Consider the following 18,112-nt stretch of genomic DNA (forward strand, 5'->3'; position numbering starts at 1 on the left):
TCCCTGGGTGAAGGTATGCGCGTGAGTGCGCCGTCCGCTCGGGGCCGGCGGCACACCAGCGAGTCGGGTCCTCCGGTGTGAGGGGCACACATGGGCGCAGCGCCCCACCCGGTGCCCGGTGCCCGGCGCCCGGCGCCTCAGCGCGCCTTGTCCTCCGGCGGGCCGGAATGCCGGTGCGGCAGATGCAGACGATGCTCATGGGGCTCGCGCGGCGGCCGGGGTTCGTGTTCCGCGCGGCGCGCCCGTGCCGCGAGTCCTGCCTCCAGCACATGCACCGTGCGCCCGCCGCACTTGGGGCAGATCGCGTCGGCGAGGGGTGATCTGAGGGCCTTGCCCTCCTCGTCGACGTACTCCTGCGTGGTGAGGCCTGAGGCGTCGGTGGGGTTGGTGAAGAACATCACCTGGAAGGTGGCCTCCCAGCAGTGGCCGCAGTCACCACAGGTGAACGCGAAGGTCTCCGGCACGGCTCGGGGTTCCGCGGTCATGGCAGGGCCCTCCGTTGTGTGGGGCGGTCGGTTGCGTTCCGGGGCGATCGGTCGGGCGGTGAAGCCGTGCCCCCAGCGCACAACGCCCCAGGTCGTACGGCAACTCGAACGCCCCGCCCGGCATGCCCGCACCCCCGCCCGCCCCGACACTGGCCCCAGGCCGGGACGAGCTCCGGCCGCCGCCCCGGCACCCTGACGCGAAGGAGTGACCATGCTGCCCGGATTCCTCACCAGGGCGGTCGAGTTGCTGCTCGGCAAGGAGGGCCGCTCGCTCCACCTGAGGGCGGCGGGCGCGGCGACGGTGGTCCTCGGCGTGGTCATGCTCGTCGGGTCCTGGGCGGTGGTCACCGCCGAACAGGGAGCGCGCGGCGCCAATCTGACGACGTACCCGAAGGCCCTGTGGTGGTCGATCGAGACGGCGACGACTGTCGGATACGGCGACTTCTACCCGGTGACGCTGTGGGGCCGCGTCGTCGGCTCGGTGGTCATGGTCACCGGCATCACCACCTACGGCCTCGTCACGGCGGCCCTGGCCACGTGGTTCGTCGGCCGGGAACAGCGTCGTCGGCATCATCTCGCGCACGGGGCGGAGGAGTTGGGCGAGGAGACGGTACGGGCTCTGCATGACCGGTTCGACCGGTTGGAGCGGATGGTGGCCGGGAAGGGCGGGGACTCGGGAGGGTGAGGTGACGGGGGAGACGGGCGTACCGCCGGGAGGGCGGGAAACTGCTCGCCGACCGGGCACGGGGGTGGCGCCTTACGACCCCTCGCGCCCGCGCGATGCCGCCGACCTCAGCACCTCAGCTCAGCTCATCTCGCCGATCACGGGCGACCCCGCGCCCACCGAGGCAGACGTGCTACTCGGAGTACCCGGTCTACTCGGCCAACGTCGCCGCACCGAAGGCATACCCTTCCCACAGCCGCCGCGAGACCTCCTCCGGATACGCCGTGACCACGGGCTCCGCGTTGAGCACCTGCACCAACCGCCCCTCCGTGTCGTACGCGGGCCATCCAGGGTCTCCCGTCCGCGCGAACGCCGTCCAGGACGCCCGGAATCGGGACGACAGCGCCAGCGCCTCGGGCGACGGGACGACATCGGCGAACAGCAGATTCCCCAGGTCGGCGGTGAACGTGCCGAACAGCAGCGGGATGTCGAGGCCGTGGCAAGATCCCAGCGTTCCGCCCAACCCCGGGGCGGGCCAGGTGAGTTCGTAGACGTGGACACGTCCGCCCGCGGCGACCTGAGCATCCGCCAGGTGGACGCAGGGCATGCGGAACACCCGGTCGGAGTGGACGAGTTCGTACAGCTCGCCCGGGGAGGCGTCCGGGAAGGCGTTGCGATAGGCCCGTTCGGCATCGGGGCCCGGGCCGAACCGGCGCAGTGCGGTCGACGCGTCCTCCTCGGTGATCTTCCCGAGTTGGTCGCCGAGCGTGGTGAACAGGCGGAACTCGTCCCGGTTGTGACCCAGGATCAGTTCCACGTCCCGGGCCGCGCCCGCCGCGACCCCCTGCCAGGGTGTGGTGGGCAGCACCTCTCCGTCGACGACGGGTGCGAAGGGGCTCAGTGTGTGCGCGAGGCTGCCCCACCGGTCCTCGTACTGGTGCATCTTGGCGGTCAACGTCTCGCCCGCCGTGGGCAGTTGGCGCGGGTCCACGGTCGCGAGGTCGGCTGCCGTGGGGCGCAGTCCCGCCTCGGCGGCGATCGCGGTCGCGATGTCCCTGGCCAACCCGTCGGAGAAGAAGGGGCCCGGCACACTCTGCGCGACGGCCCGGCGGAACAGTCCGGCGGCGCTCGGCATGACCAGCAGCGAGGCCACCGATCCGGCACCGGCCGACTCGCCGAAGACGGTGACCTGTTCGGGGTCGCCGCCGAACGCGGTGATGTTCTCCCGTACCCACTCCAGTGCGGCGACCTGGTCGAGCAGCCCGCGGTTGGCGGGGGCGCCGTCGATCCGGGCGAACCCCTCTATGCCGACGCGGTAGTTGAAGGTCACGACCACCAAGTCGCCGTCGCGGGCGATGTGTTGGGCGTCGTAGCCGGGGCTGCCCGCGTGTCCCAGCTTGTAGGCGCCGCCGTAGATCCACACCATGACCGGCCGGCGGGCCGTCGGATCGGGAGCGGGTGTCCACACGTTGACGGTCAGCCAGTCGTCGCCCGTCGGCCCCTCGACCACGCCACGGCGGCCCTGGAATCCGGACTCCTGCGGGGGTGGCGGGCCGAAGTCGCGGGCCTCGCGTACGCCGTCCCAGCCGTGTACGGGTCGGGGTGCCTGGAACCGGGCCTCCCCGACGGGCGGTTCGGCGAACGGGATGCCGCGGAAGACCGCCAGTCCGTCCTCCAGCCGCCCGCGCACCGCTCCGGCGCCGAAACGCACCACGGGTGCGTCGGCCGAACCAGCCGCCGTTTCAGGGGAGTTGGGTGTCGTCATCGTGGACTCCTCGCTGGGTGCCGGGCAAGTGCGGGTACGCGGAGGGCGGTCGCCGTCCCGCAATCACGCGGGACGGCGACCGCCGTGTGCTCGATGGCCAGAATGCCTTACGCCTTGGCCTCGGCGATCTCGGGAGCCGGGGTCGGCTCCTTGTCGGCCGGTGTCTCAACTGCCTTACGGGCCTTGGGGATCAGGCTCGCCAGGAAGAAGGCCAACAGCGCGGCTCCGGCACCGATCGCCATGACCACCTTGAAGCCGTTCTCCGAAGGGAGTGCGGAGCCGCCGAAGTCCGTGGTCATCTGGGCCAGGATCACACCGGCGATGGCGCTGGCGAAGGAGGTGCCCAGGGACCGCATCAGGGTGTTGAGGCTGTTCGCCGCGCCGGTCTGGGACGGGTCGACCGCGCCCATGATCAGGGCGGGCAGGGCGCCGTAGGTGAAGCCGACACCGGCACCGATGATGCAGGACACCAGGACGAGGTGCCAGACCTCGGACATCAGCAGGATGTTGAGGGCGTAGCCGGAGGCCACGATCAGCGCGCCGATCATCAGGGTGACCTTCGGGCCCTTGGCCTTGGTGACGCGGGCGGACACGGCGGACATCGCCATCATCACCAGGCCCTGCGGGGCGAGGACCAGGCCGACCGCCAGCATCGACTTGCCGAGGCCGTAGCCGGTCTGCGTGGGGAGTTGCAGCAGCTGGGGGAGGACCAGGGACATCGCGAACATCGAGAAGCCGAGGGCGATCGAGGCCAGGTTGGTGAACAGCACCTGCGGCTTCGCGGTCGTACGGAGATCGACCAGCGGCTGCGGGCTGCGCAGCTCGTACCAGCCCCAGGAGAGCAGGATCGCGACGGCGGCGAAGCCGAGGGCGAGGGTCGTCGCGCTGGTCCAGCCCCAGTCGGAGCCCTTGGAGATCGCGAGCAGCAGGGAGATCAGTCCGGCGGACAGGCCGAGTGAGCCGACCAGGTCGAAGCGGCCCCCGGTGCGGACCTTGGACTCGGGTACGACCAGCAGGACCAGCAGGAAGGACAGGGCGCCGAGGACGGCGGAGACCCAGAAGAGGATGTGCCAGTTGTAGCGGTCGGCGAGGAAGGCGGCCGAGGGCAGACCCAGGGCACCGCCGACGCCGAGCGAGGCGCTCATCAGCGCGGTGGAGCCGGCCAGCCGGTCGCTGGGCAGCACATCGCGCATGATGCTGATGCCGAGCGGGACGACCGCGGCGGCCAGCCCCTGGAGCGCGCGGCCGATGACCATCGGGACCAGCGAGTCGGCCAGGGCGCAGACGACCGAGCCGGTCACCAGCAGGATGATGCTGGTCAGCAGCATGCGGCGCTTGCCGAACATGTCACCGAGGCGGCCCACGACCGGGGTGGCCACAGCGGCGGCCAGCAGCGTGGCGGTGACCGCCCACGCCGTGTTCGACGCGGAGGCGTTCAGGTACTTCGGCAGCTCCGGGATGATCGGGATCACCAGGGTCTGCATGAGCGAGACGACGACTCCGGCGAGGGCCAGCACCGCGACGACGGCGTTCGACCTCGGCGGAGCGGAGGAGCCCGCTTCGGCGGGTCGGGCAAGGGCGTCGGACATGGCAGTGCCTCCATCTGGAACGAGCGTGACGGTCTGGACGAGCCGACTTGCTTGACTCACTCAACCATAATGAGATTGATTGACTTACGCAAGTGAATTCTGGGTGTGGGGCAGCAGCGGCAGTTCGGTGACGACCTCGAAGCCGCCCCCTGCCCGGTGCCCGGCCCGGAGCCGCCCTCCCGCGGACAGGGCACGCTCGCGCATGCCGATCACGCCGTAGCCGTCGGCCCGAGCGGGGGAGGAAGGCGTCGCGGGGGAGGCGGGAGCCGCCGTACCGCCGTGATCCGTGACGGTGATGCCCAGCCGGTCGTGCGCGTAGGTGAGCCGCACCTCCGCCGAGCCGGTGCCCGCGTGCTTGGTCACGTTGGTGAGTGCTTCCTGCACGATGCGGTACGCCGTGAGATCCGCACCGGCGGACAACGGCCGTGGTGTGCCTTCGGTGTTGACGGTGACGGTCAGCCCGGCGGGCTCGAACGAGGCGGCCAGCTCGGCGAGTTGGGCCAGACCGGGTGCGGGCCCCGACGGGGTCTCGGAGTCGTCGGCGTGACGCAACAGGCCGACGGTGGCCTTGAGTTCGCGTACGGCCGACAGGGTGGTGCCCGCGAGTTCACCGGCGATCCGCTCGGCCTCCTCGGGGCGACTGCGCATCAGCCGTACGACTGTGCCTGCCTGGAGGTTGGCCAGGACGAGGTGATGGGCGACGACGTCGTGGAGGTCGCGGGCGATCCGCATGCGTTCCTCGGTGACGCGGTGCCGTGCCTCGTTCTCCCGGGTGCGTTCCGCGTGGTCGGCGCGGGCCCGCACCGCCTCCAGGTAGGCCGCGCGGAGCCGGGTCGTGGTGCCGAGGGAGGTCGGCAGCAGCAGCCAGAAGACCGGCCCGACCAGTTTCAGGACCAGCGGTTCGGTGTCGGGGCCCACGACCAGGGTCGTGCCCAGCAGCAGGGCGATGCCGGAGACGGTGAACAGGTTCGCGGTGGTCCGGTCGAAACCGCGGGCCAGGGTGTAGAGCGCGACCATCAGCGGTCCGATCACCAGGACCGTGAGGATGTAGCCGAGTGCGGCCACGGCCGTGGCACAGCAGAGGGTGACCACCACCGTGGTGCGCGGCAGGGTGCGCCGCCACAGCAGGGCGACGGACGCGACACCCGCGACCAACACGCCTGGCCACCAAGGGACTTCGAGGTCGCGTCCCGGGAGCGTCAGCACGCTGCCCGGGAAGGAACAGGCGAAGAGCGCGGCGGCGATGACCAGGTCGACGGTGCGGGGACGGCAGCGCAGCAGTCGTTGCAGGCGGTTGATCATGGCGTGGGGATCATGGGGTGGGGGTTCCTGTCCGAGAAGGCCGGCCGTCCGCGGGGTCCCGCCGTCGACCGCTGCCGACGGCGGGAACCCGCGTGCCCACGACTACTCGTCGAAGGTGACGACGACCTTCTCCGCCGCGCCCGGTGTCAGCGCGAGGTCGAAGGCGTCCCCGACCTCGGCGAAGGGCACGCGATGGCTGATCAGCTTGGCGAACCGCTCGTGGTGCTCGGCGATCTCCCGCGTGACCTCGAAGATCTCGGTGGGGTAGCCCTGCGAGGCGATCAGCGTCAGCTCGCTGCGCAGCATCCCGCCGAGGTCGATGTCGGCGCCCTTCTTCTGTACGGCGACCATCACCAGCTTGGCGCCCCACTTCGCGGAGTCGACCGTGGTGTTGACGACCGCGGCGACACCGGCGGCGTCGATGTAGATGTCCGTGCCGGGGCGGGGCTGGCCGAGCGCGTTGGCCGCCTGGCCGTGCAGCTCGGTCAGCCGGGCGGTGACGTCCTCCTCGGCGGAGTTGATCACGGCGTCGGCGCCGACGGCGAGCGCGGTCTCCAGGCGTGAGGCGATGACGTCCGCGACGACGACGTGCTCGACCCCGCGCAGCTTCAGCCAGATCGCCGCGCCCAGCCCGATCGGCCCGGCACCGAAGATGACGACCTTGTCGCCGGGCTTCGCCTCGGACCGGTTGACGGCGTGCCGGGCGACGGCCATCGGCTCGTTGAGCGCGGCGACGTCGAACGGCACGGTCTCGGGGAAGACGGTGACACTCCTGCCGATCTCGCAGTCCTCCAGGAGGAGGTAGTCGCTCATGGCACCGTGCTTGCCGCCGCAGCCGATGATTCCGCTGGGCGCGCCCTGCGGGTTGACGACCACCCGGTCCCCGGCCTTCAGGCCCTCGACCTCCGCGCCGACCTCGACGATCTCACCGGCCGGCTCATGGCCGAGGGGGACCGGGGCCATGGCGCCGCCGGGTCCGAAGGGGCCGCCGCCGAGGTGCAGGAAGAAGGTGTCGGTGCCGCAGATCCCGCAGGCGCGGATCTTCATGAGGGCGTCCTTCGGCCCGGGCGCCGGACGCTCGACGTCCACCACGTCGATCGCGTCGACGGCGCCGGTCCGTACGGACTTCATCGTGGCCATGAGGGGCTCGCTTTCCATGTGCGTGAGGGGATGCGTGAGGGGTGTCACCGGCCCCGGCGGCGGACGGGGGGAGTGCTCCGGTCGCCGGGACCGGTGACTGCGCCGTACTCCGTCCCCACGGCGTACGGCGCGACGGGGACACCTCCGCTCAGGCGGCCCCAGCTCTGGGCTTGCTTGAGTTAGGCAACCATAAATGCGTTACTTGAGTCAAGCAACCGTTTCCGACTTTGCTTAACTCAGGCAAGTAGCTGTTACGGTGGGCGCATGTCCACACTGCCACCCGTAACAGCGCCCGTTCCGGAGGACGTAGCCGAGATCGAGCGGGTCCTCACCCGCATCGCCTACCTGGCGGGGCGGGCCCGGCAGCACGAGCGGTTGATGGCGCTGGCCGGGCTGCCGCTGGACCGGGCCGCCGTGTCGATCCTCCGCTACATCGCCGAGAGCGAGCCGCTGCGCCCCGGTGTGCTGGCGGTCCGGATGTCCGTGGAGGCATCCCATGTCACGCGCCAGCTACGGCAGTTGGAGCAGCTCGGCCATGTGGTCCGCATCCCGGACCCCGACGACGGCCGCGCCCAGCGCGTCCAGCTCACCGACAGCGGCCTGGCCGCCGTCAACCGCATCCGGGACGCGAGCCGCCGCGGCATCGAGATGGCCCTGATCCACTGGTCCGCCGAGGACCTACGCCACCTCGCGGGCCTCTTCCACCGGCTGGTCGACGACTTCGTCAGCCATGCCGAGGCAGCCGTGGACGTCGAGACGTCCGCCTGACGGCTCGGGAACCCGGCCGTGCTCCATCGGAAACCTCAGACCTTGAAGCCGACCCCGCCGTACAACGAGACCGGCCCCTCGCCGAGCGGGGTCTCGTCCTCCGCGAGTTCGGGGTGCCACTCGGACACGGACACGATGCCGGGGTCCATCGGCTCAAGTCCCTTGAAGATGGCGCTCACTTCGGCGTGCGAGCGGGCCACCAGGGTCACCCCGCCCGCCGCGTAGGCGGCGATGCCCCGCTCGACCTTCTCCCGTTCCAGGTCGGCCGTCATCGCGGACAGCACGAGGCAACTCCCCGGCGCCAGCGCGTCGATGAGGGTCGCCACCAGCTCGTGGGCGCCGTCCTCGTCCGGGATGAAGTGCAGCAGGGCGATGAGGGACAGGGCGATCGGGCGGTCGAAGTCGAGGACGCGGGCGGCCTGTTGGAGGATCGTGAGCGGTTCGCGGGCGTCCGCCTGGATGTACTCCGTCGCACCCTCGGGCGTACCGCGCAGCAGTGCCGCCGCGTGGGCGAGCACGATCGGGTCGTTGTCGACGTACACGACCCGCGCGTCCGGCGCCGTGGACTGGGCGATCTGATGGAGGTTGGGCGCGGTCGGTATGCCGGTGCCGACATCCAGGAACTGACGGATGCCCGACTCCCGGACGAGCATCCGCGTCGCCCGCCGCATGAACCAGCGGTTGGCACGCGCGGTCCGCGGGGCGCCCGGGTCAAGTGACGTGATCCGCCTGCCGAGTTGCTCGTCGACCGGGTAGTTGTCCTTGCCGCCGAGGAACCAGTCGTACACCCGCGCCGGATGCGGCTTCGACGTGTCGATCCGCTGGACGGCCGGCTCTGACCCGGTCACGCGATGCTCCTCTGCTCGACGGTGCCCTACGACGACCCGCACGGGCCGGGTACGACGACTCCCGTGGGCTGTGCGAGAAGTTTGGCACGCTCATGCCGACCGGGTGGTGCCGTTTTGGGTGGCGCTGCTCAACACCCCGTCCAGGAAACGGATCAGGTCCGCGAAGACCTCCGCCCGGTTCGTCTCGTTGAACACCTCGTGCCGGGCGCCCGGATACACGCGCTCGGTCAACTCGCCGCCGCTCAACCGCTCCACGCCGCCCCGGCTGCCGGTGAGCGGGACGAGCCGGTCGTCACCGCCGTGCAGCCAGAGCAGGGGGAGTCCGCCGACGTTCCCCAACTCGCCCACGATCTTGAGGGTTTGGGCGAAGGCCTCCAGCGTCGGCCGCTTCATTGGACCGTGCCAGACCAGCGGATCCGCCGCGTACGCCGCACCGACACCGGGGTCGCGGGACAGCGCGGCCGGGCTGATCGGGATGTCGGGGATCTCGTCGAGGGCGAGCAGCCGGCCCGGCAGTTCCCAGGCGCCGATCACCGGTCCGGACAGCACGAGCGCGGCCAGCTCGTCGCCGTAGCGCTGAGCGAAGCGGGAGGCGATCAGGCCGCCCATGGAGTGGCCGATGAGAACGAGGGGGACGCCCGGGTACGTGGCGCGGGCCAGGTCGGCGACGGCGTGCAGGTCCGTGACCACGTCCTCGAAGTCCCCGATCAGCACGCGCTCGCCGGCCGATGTGCCGTGGCCCTGGTGGTCGGGACCGAAGACCGCCGCGCCGTTCGTCTGCAGTACGGCGGCCAACTCGGCGTAGCGGCCGATGTGTTCGCCGTATCCGTGTGCGACGAGGGCGACGAACCGCGGGTGTTCGTGCGGCCACTCGTGTGCGGTGATCGGGTTCCGGGTGCCGGAGAGGACATGCTCGCGGGTGTCGTCCACACCCGAAAACTAGCATCGCTCATCTGATGCCCCGGTCCGCCGCGGGGTGGCAGGGGCCATCTGACGAGACACTCCTTACGCTGGCAGATGTATGGACATACCATCGGTCCTCGCATGAACACGATGACTCTCTGGCACATATCCGGCTGGGAATTCGCCGCGCTCGCCGCCGCGGCCCTGCTCGTCGGCTTCTCGAAGACCGCCGTGAGCGGGGCCAACACGGTCAGCCTGGCGATCTTCGCGGCCGTGCTGCCCGCGCGTGCCTCCACCGGCGTCCTGCTCCCGATCCTGATCGTCGGCGACGTCCTCGCCGTCCTCACCTACCGTCGGCACGCCCACTGGCCCACCCTGTGGCGGCTGTTCCCGGCGGTCGCGGCGGGAGTCGTGATCGGGACGCTGTTCCTGGTGTGGGCGGACGACGCGGTCGTACGGACGTCGATCGGGGCGATTCTGCTGTTCATGGCGGGGGTCACTCTGTGGCGCCGGCGCAAGGCGGAGGCGGCGGCTGGGGACTCGGCAGGGGCTGCCGACGAGCCGGACTCCGTCGCCACCAGGTCCGGGCGGGCGAAGGCGCGCTCCTACGGTGTGCTCGGCGGTTTCACCACGATGGTCGCCAACGCGGGCGGCCCGGTGATGTCGATGTACCTGCTCTCCGCGGGCTTCCGGAAGCTGGGCTTCCTCGGCACGTCGGCGTTCTTCTTCCTGATCGTCAACGTGACCAAGGTGCCCTTCAGCGTGGGCCTCGGCCTGATCGACGGGCACTCCCTCCTCCTTGACGCGGCGCTCGCGGCGTTCGTCGTGCCCGGTGCGTTGATCGGCAAATGGGCTGTGAACCGAATCAACCAGCGATTGTTCGAGCAACTGGTGATCGCGGCGACGATCATCGGCGGCCTGCAACTGCTCCTCCGCTGACCCCTCCGCCCCGTGACCTCGTACGCTCGCCGCATGTCCCCGCACATCCTGATCCTCGGCGGCACCACCGAGGCACGTGAACTGGCCGCCGAGCTGACGGCACTTCCCGAGCTGAAGGTGACCACGTCCCTCGCCGGGCGGGTGTCACGGCAGGGCGCGCTGGCCGGGGACGTACGGATCGGCGGATTCGGCGGAACCGAGGGGCTGGCCGCATGGCTGCGCGAGCACCACGTGGACGCCGTCGTCGACGCCACCCACCCCTTCGCGGCGACGATCACCGCGAACGCGGCGCGGGCCGGTGCGGCGACCGGGCTGCCGGTGGTCGTGCTGCGCAGGCCGGGCTGGCAGCCGGGGCCCGGGGACCACTGGCACCCGGTCGCTTCCTTGAGCGAGGCCGCCGAGGCACTGCCCGCACTCGGACGCCGGGTCCTGCTCACCACCGGCCGCCTCGGCCTCGCCGCCTTCGCCCACCTCGCCCAACTGCACTTCGTCGTACGGTCGGTGGAGCCGCCCGAGCCCCCGATGCCGCCGGACGTCGACGTGCTGCTGGCACGCGGGCCGTTCACGGTGGCCGACGAGTCGGCGCTGCTCCACGAACACCGGATCGACGTGATCGTGACGAAGGACAGCGGGGGAGCGGCGACGGCGGCGAAACTCACGGCCGCGCGGGAGGCGGGCGTCCCCGTCGTGGTCGTACGACGGCCGCCGTTGCCGGACGGGGTGAGCGCGGTGCCTGATGTCGCCGGGGCGCTGGAGCGGCTGGGGCTCAGCCCGGGGCGCTGACCGTGGCCCGGAGACGGTCCACCGCGCGCAGTACCTCGGTCCGGTTCTTGGCGTTCTTCATCCAGGCCGGAAGGCGGGCGACCAGCGTCATCTTCTGACCGGTGTCGTACCAGGGCGCGCGCTCGCGCAGGTCGGCGGCGACGAACCGCCTGATCAGGTCCAGGTGTTGGAGGTTGTACGCCCACAACTCTCCGTGTCTGGTGCCGGTCCGCAGCCACAGGGCCGGGTAGGAGCAGGCGCTGGGGTACCGCGAGAAGCTGTACGGACGGCTGCCGTCCCGGCACAGGCCGCAGGACCGGCAGACCAGGCGGGAGTGCGGATGTGTCCCGCGGTCGGCGCTCGGCGGGGTGCACGGGCGTCGCCCGAAGTACGCGCTCCGCTCGCAGCGCGGGCAGCGGACCAGTATCGACGACGCGAAGTCGGCGAGCGTGGCGCGCGGGTCGTAGAAGCGCACGGGCGTCGGGGACATGCCGTGAGTATGACCGGAGCCCCTTTCACCGTTCACCCGGTTTTCACGGCGCCGAACTGGTCTCCAACTCCGCCGCGCGCTGCGGCAGTCCGGAGCTCAGGTCCTCCACGAGGAGCCGCTTGGCGATGGAGTCGACCGCGGCGCGCAGATCCGTGCCCGAGGGGCGGCCGATGTCCTGCTGGACGCGGTCCTCCAGCCAGGTGCCCCACGCCTTGCCGATGACCTCGGCCTCGCGTTCGCCGGCCGCGGTGTGGGAGAGGAGGTAGCCGTCGCGGGTCAGATAGCCCTCCTGGACCATGCGGTCGAAGACCGGGAGAAGCACCTCCGGAGGCAGGTGGCGGCGGGCGGCGATCAGGCCGAGGCTCGCGTGGCCGACCATCCTGCCGAACAGTTCGACCTGCATCACGGCCCAGGCACCGGCGACGTCCAGCCGGGTGTCGGAGCCCGTGATGATCCGCCGGGCGGTGTCCAGGTCCGTGCTGCCGATGACCTTGCCGACGGCCGCTTCGAGGAGCCGTTGCGAGTCCGCGCCGCGCGGTGACGCGAAGCCCTCGCCCATGTCGGTGGAGCCCATCCGCGCGCTGTCGCGCAGCTGGACCTGCTTGAGGAACAGGGCGACGACGAAGCCGATCACGGCGACCGGGACCGTCCACCGGAACACCGTGTGGATGGTGTCGGCGTAGGCGTTGATGATCGGCGCGGCGGCGGCGTGCGGCAGCTTGTGCAGGCCCTCGGGGCTGGTCGCCGCCTTGGTGATCACGGCCGGGTTCAGCGCGCTGGTCTTCGCCGCCGTGGCGATCCCGTCCTTGAGGTTGGGGCCCAGGCTGTTGGCGTAGATCGTGCCGAAGACGGCCGTACCGAACGAACTGCCCAGCGTACGGAAGAAGGTGACGCCGGAGGTCGCGGTGCCGAGGTCGGTGTACTCGACGGTGTTCTGCACGGCGATCGTCAGCACCTGCATGCACAGTCCGATGCCGGTGCCGAGCACGAACATGTACACCGACTCCAGGAACGCGCCGGTGCCCGGGCCCATGAGGGACATCAGATACAGGCCGACGCCCATCACCGCGGAGCCGATGATCGGGAAGATGCGGTACTGGCCGGTCTTGCTGACCACGTTGCCGCTGAAGACGGACGCGATCAGCAGTCCCATCACCATGGGCAGCGTCCGCACACCCGAGATCGTGGCCGAGTCGCCGTCGACGTACTGCAGATAGGTCGGCAGATACGTCAGCGCGCCGAGCATCGCGAAACCGACGATGAAGCTGAGGATCGAGCAGACCGCGAACACCGGGTTGGTGAACAGCCGCATGGGCAGCATGGGTTGCTCGGCCCGGGTCTCCACCCAGCAGAACAGGCCGAGCGCGATCGCGCCGCCCACGAACAGGCCGATGATGGTCGCCGAACCCCACGCGTACTCGTTGCCGCCCCAACTCGTCGCCAGGATCAGCGAGCTCGCGCCGACCGCGACGAGCGCGATGCCCAGGTAGTCGATGACGGGCCGCATCGCCGACTTGACCACGGGGATGGTGCGGGCCGCCGCGATGACGACGACGATCGCGATCGGGACGTTCACGTAGAACGCCCAGCGCCAGGTGAGGTGGTCGGTGAACAGGCCGCCGAGCAGCGGTCCGATGACCGTGGCGACGCCGAACACCGCGCCGATCGCGCCCTGGTACTTGCCGCGTTCGCGCAGCGGGATGACGTCGGCGATCAGTGCCATGGCCGTCACCATCAGGCCGCCCGCGCCGATGCCCTGCACCGCGCGCCAGGCGATCAGCAGTGTCATGTTGGTGGAGAAGCCGCACAGGAACGAGCCCGAGATGAACACGATCGCCGAGACCTGGAAGACCACCTTGCGGCCGAACAGGTCGCCGAACTTGCCGACCAGCACGGTCGCGACGGTCTCCGCCAGCAGATAGGCGGTGACCACCCACGACATGTGCTCGGCACCGCCCAGGTCCGACACGATCGTCGGCAGGGCCGTACCGACGATCGTCTGGTCGAGGGCCGCCAGCAGCATGCCCAGCATGATCGTCACGAAGACGACGTTGCGGCGGCGGGAATCCAGCACGGGGGGCTGCTGCGCGGAAGGCAGCGAGGTTTCCTCGGCGACTGTCACGAGGTCACTTTCACACCAGGGGGCCACCTCTGCACAGTGGGCGGGTCCGCTCGGGTGCCAGAACCCCCGCCCGTTACTCGCCCTTCGGGTGCCGCCGCAGGAGATACGTGTCCATGATCCAGCCCTTGCGCTCACGGGCCTCCGCGCGCAGCCGCTCGATGCGCGGGGCGGCCTCGGCTATCGGACCGGAGGCGAGGATCTCGTCCGGGGTGCCCAGGTAGGCGCCCCAGTAGATGTCGATGTCCTGGTCGGCGTACCGCCGGAACGCCTGGTGCGCGTCCAGCATCACGACCACGTCGTCCACGCCGTCCGGGAACCCCTCGGACAGCCGTCGGCCCGTGGTGATCTGCACCGGCCGGGCGACCCGGTTGAGTCCCGTGCGGTGCCGGGCGACGAGCGCCGAGACACTGCTGATGCCGGGCACGACGTCGTACTCGAACGCCACCGCACCCCGCTCCAGGATCTCCTCCAGGATGCCGAGCGTGCTGTCGTACAGCGAGGGATCGCCCCACACCAGGAACGCGCCGCTCTCGTCCTCGCCCAACTCCTCGGCGACGAGCCGCTCGTAGATGTCCGCGCGGGCACTGCGCCAGTCCCCGACCGCGGGCGAGTACGCGGCACCCCCGGCCTTCCGGTCGCGCTCCGGGTCCCGCGCCTCGACCAGGCGGTACGTCCCCTCCGGCAGGTGCGCGTCGAGCATGTCCCGGCGGAGCCGGGTGAGATCCGACTTCACCTCGCCCTTGTCGAGGATGAAGAACACGTCCGTGCTCCGCAGCACCCTGACCGCCTGCAGGGTCAGCTGCTCGGGGTCGCCCGCGCCGATACCGATGACATGAATCTTTCGCACACCCCGAGTCTGCCCCACGCCACTGACAGCCCGTACACCGCACCGGAACCTGTCGACACATACCGGGACGATTCGAACTCCCCGTCGGCTACGACGTCCCGCGCAGCCGAGGCGCCCGCGCCCCCGCGTCGACACTCCCGCCGCCCCGCTCCACATCGTCCCCGAGCCCCCGCGCCCAGGCCGCGACCCCCGCGAGATCCATCCCGTACGGCCGCTCCCGCCCCGACCGGGCCGCCCACTCCTCGACGCCCCCGGCACCGCGCCGCAGCAGCCGGACCCCGCCGGTGACGTTCCCGCGGGCCGCGTGCGTGAGGCCCACGGCGAGCTGGGCGAGCCCGCGCCACAGGGCGCGCTCCTCGTCCGGCCCCGACTTCCAGGCGTCCTCGAAGACCTCGTGCGCGTGGAACGGCTTCCCCTCGTCGAGCAGCGCCTGCGCCTCCACGACGGTGTCCTCCGGCGCCCGCACGACCCCCTCGGGCTGCCTCGCCACACCGTCCGCGTCGTACGGCAACGGTCGCCCGAGCCCGTCCCGAGGCCGGGCATTGCGCGCCCGCCCCTCGCCGTCCCGGTCCCGCGCACCGGCCGTACCGCCTGAGGTTGTGTCGCTCATACGACGATTGTCCCGCGCCCGGCACCGGCTTCGGCGCACCCCCCGGCGTGGGGTAAAGTGCAGTTCGCGCGATCACACGGTTCTCCGTGCGAAGCGCACCGGGACGTGGCGCAGCTTGGTAGCGCACTTGACTGGGGGTCAAGGGGTCGCAGGTTCAAATCCTGTCGTCCCGACGGTGTGAAGGGTCTTCGCAGGCGAGAGCTTGCGGGGGCCCTTTTCGTATGGGGCGTTTCCCGTCCTCGGGGTTGAGCGCGCCGCCTGCCGCGCGGGCCGCGCCGACCAGTGCGGCGTCCTCCGCGGAGCCGGCGGGTCTGATCGCGCGGGCTCCGGGAGGCGGCGGATCCGCGCGGGCACCCGGGTCGTCCGGTGTCCAGCCCCCGGCCGCGAGACCGGTGGCCAGAGCGGGGGCGACGAGGTCCCAGGAGCGGGCCATGGAGCCGCCGACGACCAGGGCGGTCGCGCCGAAGTCCACCATGCGCGGGCCCAGTGCGACGCCCAGTGTCCTGAAGGCGTCTTCCAGTACCCGCCGGGCCCGCTCTTCCCCCGCTCGGGCTCGTCCGGCGATGTCGCTCACGTCGGCGGCGGGGTCGCCGTAGCGGGCGAGGATCGCCCTGCGGGAGACGGTGTCCTCCAGTGGCCGGCCGTCGATCTCGGTGAGGTCCATCCGGCCCTCGGGCGGTATGCCGGGACCGGTGTCGCGGATGCGGCCGTCGGCGAGGAACGCGGAGCCGACACCGGTGCCGAGCGTGATGCCCACGGCACGGCGGTGTCCGCGGACGGTGCCTGCCGACCACTCGCCGGTCAGGAAGGCGTGGGCGTCGTTGAGGAACACGATGGCGCCGGGGCGCTGTCGTAGTCCGTGGAGGAGTGCCGCTCGCATGTCCGTCCCGTACAGGGCGTCGAACTTGCCCACCCCCTTGAAGAGGGCGATCCCCCGTGCGTAGTCGAACGGTCCGGGCACCGCCACGCCCCACCGTGCGCCAGGAGGTACCGGCAGTCCGTCGGCGCAGTCGCGTACGCGGCCGAGTATGGCTTCGGCGTCGCCGTCCGCGTCGAGCGGCTTGCGCGTACGGCTGGTGACGCGGCCGTCGCGCGGGTCGACGAGCGCCGCGGTGACATGGGTGCCGCCGATCTCCAGGACAGGGATCAACGGACCAGCGCCTTCACGACACGCACCGGGCCGCCGGTTGTTGCTCGCAGGGTGTAGCGGCCTACCGCGGCCGGCACGGTGAGCGTCTCCGCGTAGGCCAGTTCGTGCCGGTCTCCGGCCGCCGTGCGCACCGTGACGCCTTCCCCTTCGACCACGTTCAGGATGTGGAACCGTCCCTGTGTGTCGTCGACCGCCTCGACCCCGGCGTCGAGGACGAATCTCCTGACCTCGTAGAACATCTCGGGCAGCGCGCCGATGGTCTCCTCCCGCCAACCGGTGCCCTCGCGCAGGGTGCGCGGCCTCTGGACCAGGTCGCGGGCGACGGCCTCCCCGCGTCGTCCGGTCTCCAGGTTGGCGAACCCGTGCTCGTAGGGGAGGGGGCGCGGGTTGCCGTCGGCGCCGGGCCGCAGCCAGTCGTAGAACCTCAGGCTGTACAGGTAGGGGGTGGCGCTGATCTCCAGCACGAGGTTGCCCGCGCCGCTGGCGTGCGGGGTGCCTGCCGGGATCATGAACAACTGGCCCTGTTCGGCGGGGAAGGCGAGGACGTGGTCCTCGGGGTCCATGGGTACTCCGTCGGTGATGGACCGTTCCACCTCCTTGCGGAAGACGTCCACGTCGGCGTCCTCGCGCAGGCCGAGGAACACCTTGGTGCCGGTGCTGCCGAGGGTGAGGTAGTACGTCTCGTGCTGGGTGTACGCCCAGCCGAAACGCTCGCGCATGTACGGCTCCTTCGGGTGGCAGTGCACGGAGAGGCTGCCGCCGCCGACGGTGTCCAGGTAGTCGAAGCGGATCGGGAAGGACGTGCCGAAGCGGGCGTGCACCTCTGCCCCGAGTACGCTCAACGGCTCCAGTACGCACAGGAGTTGGAACGGCACCTCGGCCTGGGTCTCCGGTCCGGTGCCGATGAGGATGCCTGCTTCGGGTGCGATCAGTTCGTAACCGAGCGCGGTGTTGGGGGAGTCGGGGTTGAAGCCGAGTTCGCGCTGGGCCCAATGGCCGCCCCAGGGAGTGGAGTTGAAGTACGGGCGGGTGCGGACGGGCTTGTGGGCCAGGGTGGCGTACGTGGCGCGCAGGTCCGCTCCGTCGATCCACGCCGGGTGCTCGGGGCGCTGCATGTCGAGCCAGGCGTCGAGGTGGGGTGCGAGTGTGTCGCGGTGCCGGTCGAGCATCGGCCAGTCGATGTAGAAGAGGCGTCTGAAGTCGGGCTTCTCGTCCGGCAGTCCGAGGTTGGAGCCGGTCTCACCCGCGCCGACGGCGGCCTCCGCGTAGCGCTTCGGCACATCGGCGTACCAGAGCAGGTCGTGCTCCACGAGGGCGGCGCCGGGGCCGTGGACGAGGAGCAGTCCTGTCTGTGGTGGTGCGGGGACCGGGAGGGTCGGGAGGGTTTCGAAGAGGTCGTCGAGGGGGTTGTCGGCGAGCTTGCGGAAGTAGGGGTCGTCGGCGTCTGCCAGGTGTTCGGTACGGCTCCTGACGCGTGCCGGCGGTGCGTAGTGGCTCCGGATGTCGAGCAGGGTGACGGGGGTGCCGCGCTCGGTCAGCTCGTGTGCGAGGCGGTCGGCGAGGAGGGACCAGTCGACGGACGGGGGGCCGTCGATGGCCAACACCGCCGGGCCGGTGGGGAGTTGGGAGGCCACTGCCTGCCAACCGGTGTGGAGGGCGGCCTGGGGGGCGGGGGCGTAGCGCGGATCGAGCCGGTACACGGGGTTTCCTTTCGCGGACAGGGCGCCG

General features: G+C 71.0%; 17 protein-coding genes and 1 tRNA gene. 5 read left to right on the forward strand and 13 right to left on the reverse strand.

The window, feature by feature from the left end:
• Positions 1–137: 137 nt before the first annotated feature.
• Complete coding sequence (locus OG407_RS42580) at positions 138–485, reverse strand: hypothetical protein (protein WP_405865781.1); 348 nt, start codon at positions 483–485, stop codon at positions 138–140.
• A 211-nt stretch (positions 486–696) separates the two neighbouring features.
• Between OG407_RS42580 and OG407_RS42585 the strand changes: the two genes are divergently transcribed.
• Positions 697–1,170, forward strand: a complete 474-nt coding sequence (locus OG407_RS42585; protein ID WP_405865783.1) for a potassium channel family protein — start codon at positions 697–699, stop codon at positions 1,168–1,170.
• A gap of 190 nt (positions 1,171–1,360) precedes the next feature.
• On the opposite strand, the gene OG407_RS42590 is transcribed toward OG407_RS42585, so the two are convergent.
• From OG407_RS42590 to OG407_RS42605, 4 genes are all read right to left on the reverse strand, one after another.
• On the reverse strand, positions 1,361–2,914 hold the full coding sequence (locus OG407_RS42590) for a carboxylesterase/lipase family protein (protein ID WP_405865785.1): 1,554 nt from the start codon (positions 2,912–2,914) through the stop codon (positions 1,361–1,363).
• Between the two features lie 107 nt (positions 2,915–3,021).
• On the reverse strand, positions 3,022–4,503 hold the full coding sequence (locus OG407_RS42595) for an MFS transporter (protein ID WP_405865787.1): 1,482 nt from the start codon (positions 4,501–4,503) through the stop codon (positions 3,022–3,024).
• 84 nt (positions 4,504–4,587) lie between these two features.
• Positions 4,588–5,805, reverse strand: coding sequence for a sensor histidine kinase (locus OG407_RS42600; protein WP_405865789.1), 1,218 nt, complete (start codon positions 5,803–5,805; stop codon positions 4,588–4,590).
• Positions 5,806–5,907: 102 nt separating this feature from the next.
• On the reverse strand, positions 5,908–6,945 hold the full coding sequence (locus tag OG407_RS42605; RefSeq protein ID WP_405868894.1) for a zinc-binding dehydrogenase: 1,038 nt from the start codon (positions 6,943–6,945) through the stop codon (positions 5,908–5,910).
• 264 nt (positions 6,946–7,209) lie between these two features.
• Between OG407_RS42605 and OG407_RS42610 the strand changes: the two genes are divergently transcribed.
• Entirely contained in the window at positions 7,210–7,713 is a 504-nt protein-coding gene (locus tag OG407_RS42610; RefSeq protein ID WP_405865791.1) for a MarR family winged helix-turn-helix transcriptional regulator, read from the forward strand.
• A gap of 35 nt (positions 7,714–7,748) precedes the next feature.
• On the opposite strand, the gene OG407_RS42615 is transcribed toward OG407_RS42610, so the two are convergent.
• Entirely contained in the window at positions 7,749–8,561 is an 813-nt protein-coding gene (locus tag OG407_RS42615) for an SAM-dependent methyltransferase (RefSeq protein WP_405865793.1), read from the reverse strand.
• 90 nt (positions 8,562–8,651) lie between these two features.
• Positions 8,652–9,491 (reverse strand): alpha/beta hydrolase, encoded by an 840-nt coding sequence (locus OG407_RS42620; RefSeq protein WP_405865795.1) that lies wholly within the window; start codon positions 9,489–9,491, stop codon positions 8,652–8,654.
• A gap of 114 nt (positions 9,492–9,605) precedes the next feature.
• On the opposite strand from OG407_RS42620, the gene OG407_RS42625 reads away from it, so the two are divergent.
• Both OG407_RS42625 and OG407_RS42630 read left to right on the forward strand, forming a co-directional pair.
• Positions 9,606–10,403: a sulfite exporter TauE/SafE family protein gene (locus tag OG407_RS42625; protein ID WP_405865797.1), complete on the forward strand. Its 798-nt coding sequence runs from the start codon at positions 9,606–9,608 to the stop codon at positions 10,401–10,403.
• 33 nt (positions 10,404–10,436) lie between these two features.
• Positions 10,437–11,186 carry a cobalt-precorrin-6A reductase gene (locus tag OG407_RS42630; protein ID WP_405865799.1) on the forward strand — a complete coding sequence of 250 codons (750 nt, stop codon included), beginning with the start codon at positions 10,437–10,439 and terminating at the stop codon, positions 11,184–11,186.
• On the opposite strand, the gene OG407_RS42635 is transcribed toward OG407_RS42630, so the two are convergent.
• The 4 genes from OG407_RS42635 to OG407_RS42650 all read right to left on the reverse strand — a co-directional run bounded on the left by OG407_RS42635 (position 11,170) and on the right by OG407_RS42650 (position 15,234).
• On the reverse strand, positions 11,170–11,655 hold the full coding sequence (locus OG407_RS42635) for a hypothetical protein (RefSeq protein WP_405865801.1): 486 nt from the start codon (positions 11,653–11,655) through the stop codon (positions 11,170–11,172). The two genes, OG407_RS42630 and OG407_RS42635, sit on opposite strands and share 17 nt — an antisense overlap.
• Positions 11,656–11,698: 43 nt before the next feature.
• Positions 11,699–13,777: an MDR family MFS transporter gene (locus OG407_RS42640; protein WP_405865803.1), complete on the reverse strand. Its 2,079-nt coding sequence runs from the start codon at positions 13,775–13,777 to the stop codon at positions 11,699–11,701.
• Positions 13,778–13,850: 73 nt separating this feature from the next.
• On the reverse strand, positions 13,851–14,624 hold the full coding sequence (gene cobF / locus OG407_RS42645) for a precorrin-6A synthase (deacetylating) (protein ID WP_405865805.1): 774 nt from the start codon (positions 14,622–14,624) through the stop codon (positions 13,851–13,853).
• Between the two features lie 88 nt (positions 14,625–14,712).
• A complete protein-coding gene (locus tag OG407_RS42650; RefSeq protein ID WP_328676110.1) occupies positions 14,713–15,234 on the reverse strand; it encodes a DUF309 domain-containing protein in 522 nt (173 codons plus the stop codon).
• Positions 15,235–15,333: 99 nt separating this feature from the next.
• On the opposite strand from OG407_RS42650, the gene OG407_RS42655 reads away from it, so the two are divergent.
• A tRNA-Pro gene (locus tag OG407_RS42655) sits at positions 15,334–15,407 on the forward strand.
• On the opposite strand, the gene OG407_RS42660 is transcribed toward OG407_RS42655, so the two are convergent.
• Positions 15,389–16,384 (reverse strand): ROK family protein, encoded by a 996-nt coding sequence (locus tag OG407_RS42660; protein WP_405865807.1) that lies wholly within the window; start codon positions 16,382–16,384, stop codon positions 15,389–15,391. The two genes, OG407_RS42655 and OG407_RS42660, sit on opposite strands and share 19 nt — an antisense overlap.
• On the reverse strand, positions 16,381–18,084 hold the full coding sequence (locus tag OG407_RS42665) for a class I mannose-6-phosphate isomerase (RefSeq protein ID WP_405865809.1): 1,704 nt from the start codon (positions 18,082–18,084) through the stop codon (positions 16,381–16,383). Before OG407_RS42665 ends, OG407_RS42660 begins: the two co-directional genes overlap by 4 nt.
• Positions 18,085–18,112 lie beyond the last annotated feature (28 nt).

Source organism: Streptomyces sp. NBC_01515 (assembly GCF_045040345.1).
Lineage (GTDB): Bacteria > Actinomycetota > Actinomycetes > Streptomycetales > Streptomycetaceae > Streptomyces.